Genomic DNA, 17,462 nt, shown 5'->3' on the forward strand with positions numbered 1-17,462 from the left:
GGCAATTCCGCTCGCCACAGCCGGTCAGGGAGCCAGCGGCAGGAACCAGCGCTGCACCAACGCCTTGCCGATCAACCCGCGATGGACATCCACGACTGCCTGGGGGCTTTGCGCCCTGGCCAGTTGCGAGTAGTAGCTCTGCTTGCGCTGCTCCCGGGTTTTCAGGTGGGCCGCGGTATACAGTTCCTTGGGCGTATCGGCCGCCGGGTAGTGCAAGTGCGCATACCACAACGGATAGCCGCCCTGGTCGTTCACCGCATACTCCTGGACAAAATCCCGACGCTCGCCACTCAGTTGGATACGCTCCCCCAGCAACCCTATGTTGGCGCGCTTCTGTTCGATCAGGTACTCGAGGTTGCCGTGGGTCGGGGGCAGGTCCAGGCACAGCTGGGTACGCAGCGCCAGGCCTTGCTCACTCAAGCGCACCGCCGCCTGGCGCATGTTGTTAACCAGGGTTTGATCCGCTGACGTACGCGCCTCGGCGGGTTGGGCCTGAATCGCCAGATGCAGTTCGTTGGCCAGTCTGTCGTAACGCACCGCTTCAAATTGCAGCACTTCCTGCACTTCTTGCGGGTGCCGGGAGATTCTCCGGTATTGCTCGCCACGGCGCAGGTGTTCTTCGAGCATGGCCAGCAGCTTGCGGGCTTCACCCTTGACCAGGCTCAGACTGCGCGGTGCTGGCGCAGAGGCCGGTGGTCGCGACTCCTTGTATTCGATCCACTGGTCCCCCCGTTGTGAATACATGGCCAGCAGTTGGTCACTGACCTGGGAGCGAACCTCCACCGTTTCCACCGAGCCCACTGGCTTGACCTCACCGATAAAGGTGCCCTTTTTCGGGGTACGGATCACTTTTTTCAGAGGCTTGCCGATCATTGCCGGGTTGCGTCGGCTCGGGCGCCTGGGGGGCTGGGCGACGGGCTTGATTTCGCCGGCCAGTTGCTTGGCGGCGTCCTGGTACAGTCCCTCTACCAGCGTGACCAGCTTGGCAAAATATTCGCTGTCCAGCTCATCGGCATTGACGATACCCAGCCCCTGCAACGAATCCAGGCCCCGGCCATAGTGTTCCACCAGGCTTTCCAGCACGCTGACGCGGTCCTCGGCCGTCAGTTCCAGGTCGTTCAGCTCACTGTGGGTACGCAAGTGTTCCTGCAGGGGTTCAAGGATGTCGATCAGTACATCGACCAGTGGATGATCCGGGTACTTGTGGGTCATCAGTTCGTAGTTGCGCATCAGCAAATCCTTGACGGCCAGGGCGCTGATTTCCTGCGGACGGTCCCAGGTCAGACGGTTGTAGTATTCGCTGCCGGCGGTGCCCAGGTTGAACAGTTGGTCCAGGTAGCGGTCGCGCAGCTCCAGCCAGTGGATCGAACGCTCATTGATGGCAATCATTTCGCGGATGAACCGCTGGTAAGCCGCAAAGTCACTGAGCACAGCCTCGGCCAGGCGTGTGCTTCGGGACGTGAAGTGACTGTTGTTGCGGTACAGCGCACCGCGATCTTTCTCGGCCACCACCACATGCTTGCGCGTATTGTTGACGATGTTTTCCAGCAAGCTCGCCACCGATTCGGGTGGCAAGGCAATCCCCAGCTCGCTGCGTTCTTTCAGGCTGTCCAACTGCTGCTGGTATTCCAATGTCTGTTCCTGCAGGGCCGTATCGAAGCGCTGGCGACTGTCAGCCTGTTGCGCTTCGCTGAAGCGTGGGTCTTCGGCGGTCCTGGTCATCACCCCCAGGATAATCTCGATCCGGTTTTGCCGGGCCACCTGACCCTGGATGAACTGTTCGTAAGAACGCTTCAGTTGGCTGACCCGTTCAGCCCGTCGCTGACGTTCGGCGGCGATTCGCCTGGGGGGCATGCCACCGCGCAGGCGCAGGCGGGTGTCTACCGACCACACGCCGTTGGCATCGCTGCGCAGGTAAGGGCCGCTGCGGTTGGGGTCGCCAGGGGCGACGACCCTGATGTCGCCCTCCGGCTCCAGGCTCACTTGCAACCACTCGCCGTTCGCCTCGGCGTGCCAAATGTTTTCAACCAGGTACAGCCCCCTGCGTGGCCCATTCAGCACGGGGCGGGGCAGGGGCGTCGGCCGGATGGCCTTGAAGCTGCTCAGCCGCACGCGCTGGGCTGGCGTCAGGCGTTGACGGGTCTGGGCAAAGCTGAAGTCCAGCACATTGCGGCGGGTGTCCGGCAACACACCTGGCAGGGCCACGGCTCCCTCGCGAACCGTCGGCGCCGCGGGCACCGGCCATTGTTCGGCAATACGCGGCGCGAGGGCCGAAGGCAGTGCACGCGCCTTGAGCCCGGCAGCCAGGGGCGGGTAAGACGCGGTCACCTCGGGCGTCGCCTCGAACAGCAGCAGGCCGAGGTTGAGCAGCAGATCGACGGCAGCCAGTTCCCGGGTCTGGCGGTCGGGCGCATCCAGCGCCGGTATGTCCTGGTCCAGGCTGGCCATCAGGGCCATCAACCAGCCGGTGAGCATCGCCCGACCACGCAGCAACGGCAGCAGCAGGTTGCCGAACAACAGGCTGCTGCCTTCCAGCAGTACCCGCCAGCGGCTCTCGCTGTTGGACACCGACTCGCGGTTGGCCTGTTGCACCAAGCCACGGGCGTGGTCGCTGAACAGGTAGCTCATCAGGCGCCCGGTCACCAGGCATTGTTGTAATTCATCGTTGATGCCATCGCTGGACAGGCGCGCCGGCACCGGCTTATTCAGGGGGGCAAATTCATCGCCCTGGCCGAAGCGCAGGTAATGCGGTTCGCGCAAGCCACCGTGGGCATAGATCGGCCGGGCGCTGTCGCTCAGCCAGGTCAGCACACTGTCTTGTAGCTCGCCGGGCTGGGCGATGGCCTCGAACAGCGCCTCGCGGCTGGCGAATTCCAGAAGCGCTTGGGCATACAACGGGCGGTACAGCAGATGAGGGCCGACCTCGGCGTCCCGCGTTTCGATCAAGTACATGTTGCTGACGCTGTCGGGAGAGGCGCCAGGGGCTCGCACCAACGCCAGATGACGGATCACCACCTGGCGGTTATCAACCTGCTGCTCGGCAACATTGCCCTGCATCAGCGCGGCCACCAGGCGCGTGCCCTGGCGGCTTACGCCGGCCTGTTGTTTGAGGCACAACTCCAGCGCCAGCAACGGCAGTTGCGCGGCCTGCTGATCGGCAAACAACGTTTCACGCTGCTGCGCCTCGGGACTGTCGCCCAGCAGGTGCTGCTCCAGCAGGCGGGGGTAGTGCTGGCCGATATCGACCTTTTCAATGAGGCCACCGGCGCCCATCAAATAGTCGGCGGTCAGCCACGACGGCAGCGCCAGGCCGTGGCGATGGGTCAGGGTCACGGTGCCGCTGGGGCGGCTGGCCAGGTTGTCGATGGCCATGTCCGTGAGGCTCATGCGCTCGTGGCGGATAATTCCGACGGTGCCCGGATAGCCAGCGGTGACGGCGAAGGTCAGTTGCAGGTCGTCGGGGTGCAGCGCGGCGACAGACGGCGGCGTCGGCATCAGGGAATCGAAGTTCACGGCGTCGTGTTGCAGCGTTTGCAGCAGGGTCTTGACGGTGTAGGTGCGGATATCGTCCAGATCACTGAGGAAGTGGCGCCCGCCGCCGCGCTGTTTGGCGCTGGCCAGCGCCAGGGCATAACGCCGGTAAGTCGCGCGGTCGTCGGCGCTGGCCTGTTGCAGCCAGCTCGGCAGGTGTGGGCGCAGGGTGTCCAGGGCCTGGGGTGGGGCGGCCGGCGAGTCGCGGAAAAACCGGCCGGGATCGGTGAGTTGAGCATACAGCGCCTGCCAGGCGCTGAAGGGCTGGGCCGTGGGCAGGCGCAGGTTGCCCAGGTCTGCCAACTGGCGATTGAGGATCATCGCCGCCTGGTGTTCGAAGATATCGCCGTCGGGCTCGTAGCGCTGGATGAGGATATCGTCGACCTGATATTGGCTGCCCAGGCGCTGGCCGTAGGCCTGGACCAACCCATCCATGGAGGCGAACACTTCAATGCCGCCGCCGGGGCTGCACAGCAGCACCGGCATCTTGCCGTTCACGGCGCGGACCAGCACCAGTTCCGGACTCAGCAGGTGGCTGCTCTGTTCCCCGCTCTTGAGGGTGACTTCCAGGCCATAGGCGAACACCACACCCTGGCCATGGCGGGCGATTCGCGCTTCACGGTCGGGGATGGCCACCAGTTGGTCGATCGCCTCCTGCGCCTGGGCATCCAGGCCTGTGTGGCGAAGGGCGGATACGCGCAAGGTGTCCATCAGCACGTGCGCAAGCCAGCGCCAATGCCCGGCGTCCCAATACTCGGCCAAGGCATTTTGCAGGGCGATGGGCAGGGTCTGGGGCAGTTCGCCAACCAGGCGTGCGATGACCTGCATATTGAGTTGTTCCCCGGTCAAACCGGGCAGTTTCAGACGTTTTGGCGGCTCGTCGGAGAGGTACCAGGGCACGTTGTCCACATCGCTGAAGTCCAGCGCTATGCCACTGGCCAGCGCATCCTGTACCACTGGCATAAATGGCTGTAACAGCCAGCTGCGGCGTTGCGGCCGGGCCAGGCGCGTGCGACTCAGGTCTATCGTCAGCGTTGGGTATTGGGCGCCGATGGCCGCGGCGAGTTGTTGGCGGATCACCGTTTCCAGCGCGGGGCGATCAGCAAATCGAGCGCTCACGGCATGGGCGATGGAGGAGGGGGTGAGGTTTTGCATAAACATCCTTTTTATTGGCAGTAGATGCCTTCATGGCGGGGTTCTAGGCGGGCAACAGGCTGAGGAACAGGCGTTGGTCAAACGGCGCGGTGATCGGGTGGTACAGGTCTCGCACGATGGCCTGGCTGTCTGCACCGGCCTGGGCGATCAAGTCCCGCAGGGTCACAAAGCGCTGTTCGGGGCGCTTGAGATGGGCGGCGGTGTAGGCACTGGGCAAACTGTCGGCCTGGCTGTAGTGGAAGTGGGCGTACCACAGCACCGTGAGGCTGTTTTTCTCGCGCACGGCGAACTCCAACACGTAGTCCCTGGACGCGGTACGTTGGGCGCCGTGGACCAGGCCGATATCAATCGCGCCGTGGCTACGCAGGAACTCGATGTGTTCCTGGCGCGGGCGCTGGGCCTTGTAGCCCTCGATGCACTGCTGCGTGCCTTGGCTGCGCAAGTCGCTGGCGCGCCGGCGCAAGCGTTCCACGGTCTGCGGCATGTCCGGCTTGTCCCCATGGTGGTTGGTCAACTCGGTCGCGACCGCTTCGAGGCGCTCGGCCTGGTGCGCGAGCATGTCGCGCCAGTCTTGCGGGTTGAGTTCATCGCGGCGTGTCGGGTCGCTGAGCTTCTTTTTCTGGAACTCGATAGAGCGCTCGATACCGGGCACTTCTTCCAGCAGCCGTTGTGCCTGGGTGCGCAAGGTCGCCAGGGACGGCGCCGGAGATGGCTCGACCGGCGCGGTGGGCTGGGCGTCGACAATCTCTACCCAGCCCTCATTGGGATGCTCCATAAAGCGCCCGCTGACCTGCTGGGTAATCGGGTTGCGGGTCACGATGGTGGGGAAGGGGATGTCGCTTTGCGCGGGTTCCAACTCGCCGACCAGGGCTCCCTTGTCCCGTGATTTGAATACGCGTTTGGTTCGCGACGTCGTGCGTACCGGTTTAAACGGCGTCGGTTGTGGCGGCAGGAATTCATCCTCGCGCAACAGGGCCGCCAGATCCGTCTCGGCGCTGTCACGGGCGGTGTGCAGGCGCTCGATCAGCAGCGGCATATACCGTGGGTGTGCCAGGGGCGAGTCCAGTTCCAGCAGGCTCTGGTAAATTTGCAGTCGGCGGCGGTAATGCTTGATCAGGTTGCTCAGCACGGCCTTGCGCTCGGCTGGGGTGAAGCCTTCGGTGGTCAGTAGCTCCAGGTGTGAGTCTTCCAGAGGCGACAGCGAGGATTGCAGGTGGTCATGGCGCGCCAGGAAGTAGTGTTCCTGGGGCGTGGTGGCCGGGATCGTCTGGTCGATGCTCAACTCGGTCAGCACATCCAGGGATTCGAGGGTGGCGTTGAGGCGGTTGTAGAACCGGCGCTTGGGGTGACCATTGAGGTACTTGAGGCGTTGCGCGGGGCCGGTCTTCAAGCGTGCGGCCATTTCCTCCAGGGTGTTCTCAATGGCAGTCATCGCCTGGGCGTGGCGCTCGGAAACCGCAAAGTTGGTCTCCAGCAGATCCTTGACATAGCGCATCGCCCCGACATCGTGGGCTGCGCCTTGCAGTTCGATCAGCGACTCGCCCTGTTCGGAAATGAATGTTGCCAGGTAGAGGGATGACAACTGGCTGACGCGGATTTCATCGGTGGCCAGAATCGACTGATATTGCTCGACGCACTGCCCTTCGTAGTCGAAGCGACTGTCCACTTCTTTCATTTGGCCATAGGCCGTGATCAGCTCGCGCCGCTGTTGCAGCAATTCGGCGGCGGCCTGATCGAAGCGCTCCTGAAAAAGCTGGAAGGCGGTCCTGGTCCGGGAGCGTTGGGCGACTTTGTCGCGGTGCTCGGCTATCAGCGCCGGGTCGTCCGGTTTGCTGCGCAAGCTTAGGCGCGTTTTGCCCAAGGCGTTATGCGCTTGCTCGAACTTCAAGCGGGCGGCATCCAGCACCTGGTCGATCGGTTGCAGGCGCTTGATCAGGACGCTGATCTGATCACCGATGCGATTAATTTCCTCCGACACCTGGCTGCGTTGCTGATCGATTTGCGCCAGCTTGGCCTTGAGCCGGTTCTTCGGCCCGCCACCGCGCAGTTTCAGGCCCAGGTCCAGGCTCCAGCGACCCTGGGCATTGCGTGTCAGCTGGAAGCCGGGGTGCTGCGGTTTGTGCGGATGAACCAGGAACACTTGGCCCAGGTCCGGCAGGACATTCACGCGAAACAGCAGGCCGGCCACCGAGGCATGCCACTGCTGATCAATGCGGTACAGGCCCTTGAAGGCGCCGATGCTCACCGGTAAGGGCGGCGGCACCGGCCAGGGTACATGCAGTTCGTGCAGGGCCTCCAGCAGGCGTCGGCGACTGCTGTCCCGCGCGTTGGAGTGGATAAAGTCCACCAGGGTCTGGTCGCCGGCCGGTGGCTCGGCGGGCAGGCCCACCGTGCCTTGTTCGATCACTGTCGGCGGGTGGGCCGTCGTCGCCGGGCGGCGCAGTGCCGCGAGGGTCAGCGCCAAGGCCGGCTCGGTGGTGTGCGCCGCCTGCTCAAGGGTAGGGGTGGGCCGGGAGGCCACGTGCAACAGAATCAGGCCGATGTTGAGCAGCACATCGACCCAGGCCAGTTCCCGCGCAGCGGCGTCATTGCCTTGCAGGGCGAGAATATCGTGGCGCAGGCTGACCGCCAGTTGTGCCATCCAGCCCGCCGCCATTGCCGGCCCGCGCAGCAGCGGCAGCAGCAGAGCGTTGAACAGCAGCCAGCCACCTTCCAGCAGCACTTTCCAGCGGCTTTCGGCATTGGACACCGAGTCCCGGTCTGCCAGGTCCACCAGTGCCCGGGCATTGCTGCCGTACAGGTATTGGGTCAGGTTGCCCGTGGCCAGTGCCTGCGCCAGGGAACCGGGGATTTCGCCGCCATGGCTGTCCTGCGCCAACTGGGCGGGCGGTGGGGCAGGCCATTGCACGCTGTCGTCACCCTGGCCGAAGCGCAGGATATGTGGGCTGTGAAAGCCATTATGGCTGTAGATCGGCCGGGCCTTGTCCGTCATCCAGGACAATACGCTGTCTTGTAGCGCGCCGGGTTGTGCGATGGCGTCGAACAGGGCCGCACGGCTGCTGAATTGCTGCAGCGCGTCCTGGTACAACGGGCGGTAGAGAATCGGCGGCCCGGCGTCGCTAGCGCGCGGTTCGATGATAAACATGTTGCTGACGATATCCGGCACGGCACCGGGCTTATGGGCGAAGGCCAGAGGGCGGATCACGATGTCCTGGGCATCCACCACCCGCCCCGACAGGTTGCTGTGCAGTACCGCCTTGACGTAGCGATAACCCAGGAAGGTAAACCCCTGTTGCCCGCGAATCGCCAACTCCAGGGCTTGGCGCGGCAACTGTACCGCCAGCTCCTGGCCGAACAGCGCTTCACGCCGACGGGCTTGGGCGGTGTCCCCCAACAGCTGTTCGCGGATTGTCTGCGGGTAGTGCCGGCCGACGTCCACCTGGCGGATCAGCCCTGGGGTGCTATGGAGCAGGCCCTTTTCCCCCAGGACGTAGTCTTCGGTCAGCCACTGCGGAACGTCCGCCCCCGAGGTGTCGCGCAGGGTCAGGCGACCCTGGGGCGCGGCGGCGAGGTTGTTGATCGCCAGTTCGCTCAGGCTCATGGTCTGCTGTGCCAGATAGCCGCTGCGCAGGTCTCCCACCGGGACATGGAAGGTCAGCGCCAGGTTGTCTGGCTCCACGCTGGACTCGGGGTGGTCGCGGCGCATCTGCTCGCGCAGGGTGCGGGTGGTGAAGGCTTGCAGGTTTTCGACGCCGCTCAGAAAGGATGCACCGCCGGTTTGCCGTTGCAGGCGCGCCTGGTCCAACAGCCCTTGGCGATAGGCAAAGCGCTGCTCGGCATCGGCTGCCAGCAGCCAGGGGGGCAGCGCCGCCTGCAGGACAGGTTGCAGCGTAGGGTCCGGCGCGGGGGCGGCGATAAGCAAGGGCACAGGGTCGCTGGCGTCGGTGACCTGCTGCTCCAGGGCGCGTACCCCTTCGGTAGCCGGCAAACGGATGGCTTGAAGGTCGTCCAGTTGCTGGTTGAGCAGTAAGGCGGCCTGGGTATCGAAGAGATTGCCATCGGGCTCGTAACGCTTGACCACCAGCGTGTCCGCTTGCAAGCGGCTGGCCAGGCGTTGGCCCCAGGTGTGGGTGAAGGCCTCGATTGAGGCAAAGGGCTCGACATTGCCCGACGCCTGGCACAGCAGGATCTGGGTGCCCTGCACCAACAGCAGGTCGGTGCTTAGCAGGCGCGCTTCGCGGTCCTGGTTGCTCACGCAGGCTTGCAGGCAGTAGGCATGCACGAAACCTGCGGGCGCGGCCTGGCGCTCGCGGCGATCGGGCTCGCCGGTCACGCTATCGAGCATGTTCCGGGCGGGGCCGCTCGGCAGCAGGCTTGCGGTGTTTTTCAGGGTGTCGCACAGCAGGTCGCCAAGCCATTGCCAGCGGCTGACGCCGGTATCTGCGTCGAGGTTCCAGTAGCTCGTCAGGGCGTGTTGCAAAGCGATAGGCAGGGTAAAGGCGAGGTCCAGAATCACCCGTTCAATGACGGTCATATCCGGCTCGCGGGGGCCATTGGCCTCATAGGTCAGGCGCGACGGCGGTCGTTGGGACAGGAAGCAGCGACGTTCGTCGATGACCAGGGTCAGGTTCAGGGCCGTGCCCTTGCCCAGGTGATCGAGGACGACGTCGATCAGGCGCTTGAGATCCCAGCCGCGCCGTTGGTTGGGGGTGGCCAGCCTGACCGTAGACACATCCAGGCGCAGCACCGGGAAGTGTTCCAGCAGGCGTTCCTGCAGGTGTTGCTCAAGCACCTGGCGCAAGCCCGGGCGATCGGCGAATTGGCGGGCGACGGCCAGGGCCGGGGTGTTGCTGCGGTGAGTGAACAGCGATGGGCCAGGGGGTGGGGCGGGTAAAGTGTCCGGCATAAAAGATTCCGTTCTGCGCGATGGGGTTCCTCCGCAGAATGGCAAGCCGCTGGGGCCGCAGTGTGGTAGCCGGTTATCGCGACACGACGGCGAACACGGTTTGGCCTATCATCAACGTTTTTCCACTGATGAATGATCCTGATGACTGCTGCCACTCTGCCTACTGCACTCCACACCAGCGACATGCTCGAAATCGATGGCCTGCATGCTTTTGATTTCACCTTCGATGACCGGCAGTTGCTGATCAAGAGCATGGACGGTCGGGCCGAGAAACGTTGGACGTTCAGCATCGCCCAGGTGCAGGCCGCGACGTTTGATGAAGCCTTGCAAAGCTGGACGCTCACCGGTGACTCGGGCGAGCACCGCCTGGTGTGCCTGAGCGCCATCACCGGCAGCAACGAAGACGAGGACGACGAACATGCTGATGCGTAAATTCTGGCCCCTGCTGATGGCCGGCAGTGTCGGTGCGATGTCGGTCCAGGCCGCCACGGCCGATACCTTTGATCTGCTGGTGGGCAGCTACACCGCCGGCACCAGCGAAGGCATCTATCGCCTGCAGTTCGACAGCCGTACCGGCCAGTTCAGCGGCCCGCCGGTGCTGGCGGCCAAGGCGCAGAACCCGTCCTGGCTGACCTTGTCCCCGGACCAGAAACGCCTGTTCGTGGTCAATGAAAACGGCCCGGGCCAGCAGGACGAAGTCGGGCGTGTCAGCAGCTATCGCATTGACCCGGCCAACCACCAACTGACCCTGATCAACCAGGTGCAGAGCCTGGGCAACGAACCCACCCACTCAAGCCTGGCCGCCGATGGGCGTTACCTGTTTGTTGCCAACTACTCGGTGCTGCAAGATCCGGGCGGCAGCCTGGCGGCCCTGCCGGTCGATGCCGAGGGCAGGCTGGCGCCACCGGTGCAACTGAGCGGGCACCCGGCCAGCGGCGTCAACCCCGAGCGCCAGGCGTCCAACCATGTGCATTCGGTGGTGTCGTCGCCGGATGGCAAGTACGTGTTTGTACAGGACCTGGGGGCGGACCGGATTTTTGCCTACCGCTACGACCCCAAGGCCAACCCTGAGCGGCCGCTGACCCCCGCCGATCCGGATTCCGTGCAGTTGCCGCCGGGCAGTGGCCCGCGTCACCTGCTGTTCAGTGCCGATGGCAAGCATGCCTGGCTGACCACCGAGATGAGCGCGCAGGTCGCGGTGTACGACTACCAGGACGGCAAACTGAGCGAACGCCAACGGGTGGACTTTGCCGCCGGGCAACCGCTGTCGGACAAGGCCGGCGCGGCATTGCACGCCTCCAGCGACGGCAGGTTCCTCTACGTCAGTAACCGTGGCACCGCCAATCAGATCGTGGTGTTCGCCATTGATCCGGCCAACGCACAGCTGAAAGAGATCCAGCGCCGCGCCGTGGACGGCGATCATCCCCGTGAGTTCAGCCTGGATCCGAGCGGCAGGTTCCTGTTGATTGCCAACCAGAAGAGCAACCAGATCGTGGTGATCGAGCGCGATAGCCAGACCGGCCAACTGGGCAAAACGGTACAAAAACTGCCGATTGATGCTCCCAGCGATCTCAAGTTTCTGGTGCGTCAATAAGCCACAGGCCCCGGTGTACGGGGCCTGACTCCTTGTATTAATCCCAGTGATAACGGCTACTGTTTCAAAGCATTTCAGCGAGCCGGAACCCAGGCGTAAGTTTGCTCCAAGGCCTTCACAAGCCATCCAGCCAACTGAACACAAGGGTTACCGCCATGAACTTCAATCTCTTCTCGATCATTGCCGCTTCCGCTGTTTCCGCCACCGTCGCCTTGCCAGCCAGCGCCAGCGTGGAGATCAGCAGCAAAAAATCCAGCACCAGCGCCTACACCCAGAAATACCTGCAACAGAGCGCCAACTTCTACGCCGCCCTGGATCACAAGACCCCGCAGTGAGCAGCACTCGGCTTCAGGTTTTTGCCATCACTGCGGTAAACAACGGCGCCGCCAGAAAACGCTGCAGCCACTGCTGCAAACGCGGATACGGCGTTGTTGCAAACCACTCCCGATCCACATGGGCAAACTGGCGAATGAACGGCATCAGCGCCACGTCCGCCAGGCTCAGGTGATCGGCCAGTAGGTAATCACGTTGCGCCAGCAATCCCTCCAGCTGGCGCAAAAACACCTCGCCCTCGGCGCGATAGTGTTCCATCGGCTGCTCCGGGTAGCGCTCGGCGTATTTGTAGCGATTCAAATACACCTTGAAGGCCTGGTCATTCTCGCCAATCAATTGCGCCATCAACCTCTGCGCCGCCGGATCAGCCTCGAGCAGCCAGTCCTCGGGGTCGTTCTGCGCCAACGCCCAGTGCATGATCGCCAGGCTCTCGTCGATCACCTGGCCACCCACACACAACACCGGCACCGTGCCCTTGGGTGACAGCGCCAACATCTCGGCCGGCTTGGCCTTGAGGCTGACCTCGACAATCCGCAGCGCCACCCCTGAATACCGCAGGGCCATTCGCGCGCGCATGGCGTAGGGGCAACGACGGAACGAAAACAGCAGCGTCTCGCTCACTTGACCTCCAGGGTGCTCAGGCCATTGCCCTGGCGCTTGACCTGGATCTGCACCGGTATCCGCTCGTGCATTTCCTGCACATGGGAAATCACCGCCACCTTGCGCCCCTGGGCCTGCAGGCCGTCGAGGGCATCCATCGCCAGTTGCAGGGATTCGGGGTCCAGGCTGCCGAAGCCTTCGTCGATAAACAACGACTCGATCTTCAAGGTGCTGGAGGCCATCGACGCCAGCCCCAGGGCCAGCGCCAGGGAGACCAGGAACGTCTCGCCGCCGGACAGCGAGTGCACCGAGCGCAGTTCATCGCCCATTTCCGTGTCCAGCACCAGCAGGCCGAGCATGCTGCCGCCGCGCTTGAGGCGATAACGGCGTACCAGTTGGCGCAGTTGCACGTTGGCGTGGTGCACCAGCAGGTCGAGGTTGTAGGCCTGGGCGAACTTGCGGAACTTGTCGCCGGTGGCCGAGCCGATCAGCGCATCCAGCCGCGCCCAGCGCTGCCACTCTTCATAGGCCTTGGCGGTGGTGAGTGCCAGGCTCTGGTTGGCGTCCTGGCGTCGCTGGTCTTCGGCTTGTTGGGCGCGCAGTTCGGCGCAGTGTTTCTCGGCGTTGTGCAATTGCTGATTAAGGTCGGCCAGGGCCGCGTCCAGCTGTTCGGCGTCGAGGTTGCCGTTGTGCAGGGCCTGGTGGTCCTTGAGGCGTTGCTCGCGCTCTTGCAGCAGAACTTTGGCTTGCTCAATGGCTTTTTCGCTGTGCTGCACCTGCTGGCGCAGTGCGCTGACAGCCGCCTCGTCGAAGGCCAGCAGGTGCGCCAGGCCGGCGTCGTCAAGCTGCGGATGTTGGGCGCGCCACTCGCTGATACGGCTGTGCAACGCCTGGAGTTCGCTGTCCAGGGCTTGCTGGCGCTCCTGGCGGGCCTTGAGGTCGGCGGCCAATTGGATCAGTTCGCTGCGGGTGTCCTGCAACTGCTGATTGGCCTGGGTCTCACTCTGGCGCGCCTGTTCCACCGCCTGCTCAAGGTGCTGCTGCCAGTGCTCGGCACTGCTGTGCTCACCCACCAGGGCGCTGAGTTGTGCCTGGGCGGCCTGCTGTTGGGCGCTCAGCTCAGCCAATTGTTGCTGCAACACGGCCAGCTGTTGTTGGCGATGTTGCTGGCGGTCCTGTTCTTTTTCGAGGGTTTGCTGGCGCTGTTGCTGCTCGGCCAGTTCATCCTTCTGGTAGCCGAGCTGCTCCAGGCGCTGGCTGATCTGTTGGTCCAACAGCATGAACGTGGTCGCGGGCTCCGTGCGCAGGCCTTCGAGGGTCTCGGCCGGTAGCAGGCTGGCGAAAGCATTGAGCTCTTCGTCCAGGCGCTCGCGGTCGCTGGCCAGCTCCCGTTGCTGGTCGATCAACTGCTGGCGGGCCTGTTGGCTGGCATCCTGGGCGGCTTGCAACTGTTGCTGCAGGCGCCCGGCATTTTGTTGCAGGTTGAGCAGGGCGCCCTGGCGCTGTTCGTCCTGGGTGATGCTCTGGCTGAGCTGGCCCAGTTGCTGCGCCAGCCAGGCGCTGCGTTTGTCGCTGTCCTGGTTGAACAGGGTGGCGCTTAACGGATGGGCCTCGAGGCTCGGCGCCAGGGCCTGGCGCTGGGTCGCCAACTGCTCCTGCTGTTGCAGGAACTCCTTCTGCTGGGCGATCAAGCCGCCAACTTCGCCGCGCAGGTCGGTGAGCTTTTCCTTGAGGGTCTCGACGGCGAGCTGTGCAGTGGCCTCTTCGTTTTCATCGTGGCGCGTGAGGCTGTGCAACAAGGCTTCGGGCTGATGGTAAGGATGCTCGACGCTGCCGCACACCGGGCAGGGCTGATCATCCTGCAATTGCCCGCGCAACTCCTCGACACTGGCACTGCGTGCCAGCCGCTGACGCTCCAATAACTGCTTGGTCACGCTCAGGGTCTGCTCGGCCACTGTCAGCTCGGCCTTGGCTTGCAGGCCGGTCTGGTTCAACTGCTCGCGCTGTTGCTGGGCGGTGGCCTGCTTGAGGGCCAACTCCTGTTGTTGCTGGTCCAGCTGCTGCTGGCTGTCCCAGAGCCGCGTCAGGTCTTCGAAGGCCCGTTGCTGCTTGCGATTGTCCTTGAGCAGGCTGTCGAGCAACTGGATCTGCTCGGCCACGGCATGGGGTTCGGCACCGGCTTCCTGATACAGCAGGTCCAGGGCCGCGCGCTGCTGAGTCCATTGCTCGCTGACGCGGTTGGCGCGTTCTTCCAGTTGCGGCAGTTCGGCCTGGCCCTTGTTCAGGCGATTGCCGATCAGCATCAGCTGTTGCAGGCGGTCACGGTAGGCGTTCCAGGCGTCGCTCAAGGGCGCCAGCCCGGCGCTGCGCTCAAGCTGTGCCGCCAGTTGTTGCAGGCGGCTGGTGACCTGCTGTTGCTGGGCGTGCAAGGCATCGAGCGCGGCCTGGCCCTCGGTGCAGGCGGTTTGCCCCAGTTGCAGCTGTTCGTTGCTTTGGGCCAGCTCGCGGGTCAGGCGGGCGAGGCTGCTTTGTTCCTCGAAGGCCTGGCGCAGCAGCGGCACCGCGTCGGTCTGTTGTTGCAGGGCTGCGGCCAAGGCGCTGTGTGCGCTGGCTTGCTGCTGTTGCAGCTGCTCCTGGCGCGTGTGCAGGGCGCTTTGTTGTTCAAGGTGCTGGCGGATCTGCGCGGCCAGGGGTTCCAGTTGGCCGGTCAATTCGCTGTGCCGCGCGAAATGATGACGCTGCGGTGCCAGTTGCTCCAAGTAGTTCAGGTCCTGGCGCTGCTGGCCTTGGCTGTCCCATTGCTGTTGGGCTTGCTGCAACTGTTCGGCTGCACTGTGCTGGCGCTCTTGCCACTCGCGCAGTTCCTTGAGCCAGGTGTGCTGCAGTTCCAGTTGCTTGAGCTGGGCCTGCTGGGTCTTGAGCTGGTGCTGGGCTGCGCTCAACTGTTGATCCAGCTCGGCGCGGGCCTCGGCCGGCAACGGCGTGACGCCGGTCGCCTGGTCTTGCAGCAGCTTGTGGGCTTCCTTGGCCTCCCGTGCCTTGACGAACGCACGCTGGCCCAACTGGGTGTAGAGCGCGGTGTCGGTGAGCTTTTCCAGCAGTTCGCTGCGCTCATTGTCGTTGGCCTTGAGAAAGGCGCTGAACTCACTTTGCGCCAGCAGCACGGCGCGGGTGAACTGTTCGAAGTTCAGGCCCAGGGCCAGTTCCAGCTGGGTCTTGTATTCGGTTTTCTGGCTGGCCAGCAGTTGCTCGCTGTCCAGGTCGATCAGGCTTTGCCGGCTGTTCTGCAGCTTGCCGCTGGCCTTGTCGCGGGCACGGTTGGCTTCCCAGCGCGCGCGGTAGCGCCGGCCGCTGACGCCGATAAAGTCCACCTCGGCATACCCGCCGCCGGTACCGCGGCGGATCAGGGTGCGCGGGTCGCCGATGGAGATATCGGTATCGGCATCGGGCATTTTCGCCTGGCCGGTATCGCCCAGGCGTGGCACGGCGCCAAACAGCGCCAGGCACAGGGCGTCGAGCAAGGTACTTTTGCCGGCGCCGGTGGGCCCGGTGATCGCAAACAGGCCGGCACTGGCCAGGGGCTCGGCGGTAAAGTCGATCTCGAATGGCCCGGCCAGGGACGCAAGGTTTTTCAGGCGGATGGCGAGGATCTTCATGGCAGTTGCTCCTCCTGTTGCACTTCCTGGAGCAGCACGGCGAAATCCTTGAGGGTCTGTTCGTCCACGTCATTGCCGTAGCTTTCCTGCCAGGCACGGCTGAACAGTTCCTGGGGCGTGAGCTGGTCGAGTTCGATCAACTGCTCTTGGCCATGGTCCTGGCGTGCGCCGCTGCCGGCGTACTCGGCGGCGATGCGCACCAGGCGCACGGCCTTGCCCAGCAGGGCGTTTTCCACTTGCTGGCGCAGGTCGGGCTGGGGTTCGTCGAGGCGCACCCGCACCTCCAGCCACGGCTGGCGCTGGGTTTCGGCCAGCAGGTCGACATCGGGCAGCTCCGCCAGTTGCTTGAGGATCTCGGCCAGGGGTGCGGCTTCCAGGCGTTGCAGATGCACGGCGCGGGGGATCAGGCGCGATTCGACGCTGACCAGGGTGTCACCGTCCAGTTGCACGTCGAGAATCTGGTGTTGATAGCCGATTTCGGAGAACGACAGCGGGATCGGCGAGCCGCAATAACGGATGCGCTCCTCACCATTGACCCGCTGCGGCTTGTGCAAATGGCCGAGGGCGACATAGCTGACACTGGCATCGAACAGACTGGCCGGCAGCGCTTCGGCGTTGCCGATGATCAGGCTGCGCTCGGAGTCTTCCGACACCGAGCCGCCGGCCATATGCGCGTGGCTGATGGCAACCAGCGCCTGGCCCGGCTGGCGCTTGGCGTTGGCCGCCGCGATCAGGCGCTCATGCACCTGGCCGATACCCTTGAGGTAATCGTCGCCCAGCAGTGCGCCAGTGACCTCGGCCGGGCGCAGGAACGGCAGCGCCAGGCACCAGCCGGCCACAGCCCCGGTTTTGTCCGGTAGAGCAATCAGCAAGCGCTCCACATCCAGTTGCCCGTCATCCAGCCACAGCACCCGGCCCAGGGCATGGGTGCGCAAACGCCGCATCAACGGCGCCGGCAGCTCAATGCGCGAGCCGGAGTCGTGGTTGCCGGCGATCATCACAATCGTCAGGTCGGGGTTTTGTTCATGGGCGTTGATGATGAAGTCATACAGACGCTCCTGGGCTTTGAGCGGCGGGTTGACCGTGTCGAAGATATCGCCGGCAATCAACAGCACATCGGGGCAGTGCAGCTTGATCTGGCCCAGCAGCCACTCGAGAAAACAGGCGTGCTCGAAGTCGCGTTCCTGGCCGTGGAGGTTTTGGCCCAGGTGCCAGTCGGAGGTGTGAAACAGACGCAAGGCGAACTCCGTGGGGAATAGGGAAAGGAGGGGAGTTTACCTGTAAATGGTAATGGGGCGCCCAAGATCAACAGCAAAGCCAGAGCGCAAAGCTACGGGGCTTTGTGGGAGCTGGCTTGTCGGTGATGGCGGGGTTGTGTACATATCCGTTGCTGCGGTCACGGCGGCTATTGGTTCCGCCCTTACGGCGGGTCACTTTTGGAAAAGAGCCCGGAGTGCCGGCCCAGCCAAAAGTAACCAAAAGGGCTCTTGCCCCACCACTCGGTGCCTCGCCTAGGCTCGGCATGCCCGCAGTCAGGCATTGCTCCGTGGGCCCGCCGCGATCGGCCATCCCTGGCCGTGTCGCGGCTACCCCGGCATCCATGCCGGGGTACCCACTGCGCAATACCTGCCTGCGGCCATCGTGGTTTAACGGGGCGCCTGAGATCAAGATCAAAAGCCAGATCAAA

General features: G+C 64.0%; 8 protein-coding genes. 3 read left to right on the top strand and 5 right to left on the bottom strand.

Features of this window, described 5'->3' with window-relative positions:
- Positions 1-24: 24 nt before the first annotated feature.
- Both PSH73_RS10295 and PSH73_RS10300 read right to left on the bottom strand, forming a co-directional pair.
- Positions 25-4,686, bottom strand: a complete 4,662-nt coding sequence (locus PSH73_RS10295) for a hypothetical protein (protein WP_282405830.1) — start codon at positions 4,684-4,686, stop codon at positions 25-27.
- Positions 4,687-4,729: 43 nt separating this feature from the next.
- Entirely contained in the window at positions 4,730-9,592 is a 4,863-nt protein-coding gene (locus tag PSH73_RS10300; RefSeq protein ID WP_305462409.1) for a DUF6543 domain-containing protein, read from the bottom strand.
- A 141-nt stretch (positions 9,593-9,733) separates the two neighbouring features.
- Here PSH73_RS10300 and PSH73_RS10305 point away from each other — a divergent pair, with 141 nt between their 5' ends.
- From PSH73_RS10305 to PSH73_RS10315, 3 genes are all read left to right on the top strand, one after another.
- Positions 9,734-10,024 carry a DUF5629 family protein gene (locus PSH73_RS10305; RefSeq protein WP_057959839.1) on the top strand — a complete coding sequence of 97 codons (291 nt, stop codon included), beginning with the start codon at positions 9,734-9,736 and terminating at the stop codon, positions 10,022-10,024.
- On the top strand, positions 10,011-11,186 hold the full coding sequence (locus tag PSH73_RS10310) for a lactonase family protein (RefSeq protein ID WP_057438650.1): 1,176 nt from the start codon (positions 10,011-10,013) through the stop codon (positions 11,184-11,186). The genes PSH73_RS10305 and PSH73_RS10310 overlap by 14 nt, the downstream gene beginning before the upstream one ends.
- Before the next feature lie 155 nt (positions 11,187-11,341).
- A complete protein-coding gene (locus PSH73_RS10315) occupies positions 11,342-11,521 on the top strand; it encodes a hypothetical protein (RefSeq protein WP_076965178.1) in 180 nt (59 codons plus the stop codon).
- A 13-nt stretch (positions 11,522-11,534) separates the two neighbouring features.
- Here the strand turns inward: PSH73_RS10315 and PSH73_RS10320 are convergent, their stop codons facing one another.
- From PSH73_RS10320 to PSH73_RS10330, 3 genes are read right to left on the bottom strand one after another with little or no spacing between them, the layout of a single operon-like run.
- The gene (locus PSH73_RS10320) at positions 11,535-12,140 is read right to left on the bottom strand and encodes a glutathione S-transferase (RefSeq protein ID WP_076965179.1); all 606 of its coding nucleotides are present in this window, start codon (positions 12,138-12,140) and stop codon (positions 11,535-11,537) included.
- On the bottom strand, positions 12,137-15,775 hold the full coding sequence (locus PSH73_RS10325; RefSeq protein ID WP_216312694.1) for an AAA family ATPase: 3,639 nt from the start codon (positions 15,773-15,775) through the stop codon (positions 12,137-12,139). Before PSH73_RS10325 ends, PSH73_RS10320 begins: the two co-directional genes overlap by 4 nt.
- Complete coding sequence (locus PSH73_RS10330) at positions 15,772-17,013, bottom strand: exonuclease SbcCD subunit D C-terminal domain-containing protein (RefSeq protein ID WP_057438646.1); 1,242 nt, start codon at positions 17,011-17,013, stop codon at positions 15,772-15,774. The genes PSH73_RS10325 and PSH73_RS10330 overlap by 4 nt, the downstream gene beginning before the upstream one ends.
- Between the last annotated feature and the right edge of the window lie 449 nt (positions 17,014-17,462).

It is taken from the genome of Pseudomonas sp. FP2294 (assembly GCF_030687625.1).
Lineage (GTDB): Bacteria > Pseudomonadota > Gammaproteobacteria > Pseudomonadales > Pseudomonadaceae > Aquipseudomonas > Aquipseudomonas shahriarae.

Coding starts and splice junctions, on each gene's coding strand:
- PSH73_RS10300 (WP_305462409.1), bottom strand. CDS start 9,592: ATGCCGGACACTTTACCCGCCCCACCCCCTGGCCCATCGCTGTTCACT.
- PSH73_RS10310 (WP_057438650.1), top strand. CDS start 10,011: ATGCTGATGCGTAAATTCTGGCCCCTGCTGATGGCCGGCAGTGTCGGT.
- PSH73_RS10315 (WP_076965178.1), top strand. CDS start 11,342: ATGAACTTCAATCTCTTCTCGATCATTGCCGCTTCCGCTGTTTCCGCC.
- PSH73_RS10295 (WP_282405830.1), bottom strand. CDS start 4,686: ATGCAAAACCTCACCCCCTCCTCCATCGCCCATGCCGTGAGCGCTCGA.
- PSH73_RS10325 (WP_216312694.1), bottom strand. CDS start 15,775: ATGAAGATCCTCGCCATCCGCCTGAAAAACCTTGCGTCCCTGGCCGGG.
- PSH73_RS10305 (WP_057959839.1), top strand. CDS start 9,734: ATGACTGCTGCCACTCTGCCTACTGCACTCCACACCAGCGACATGCTC.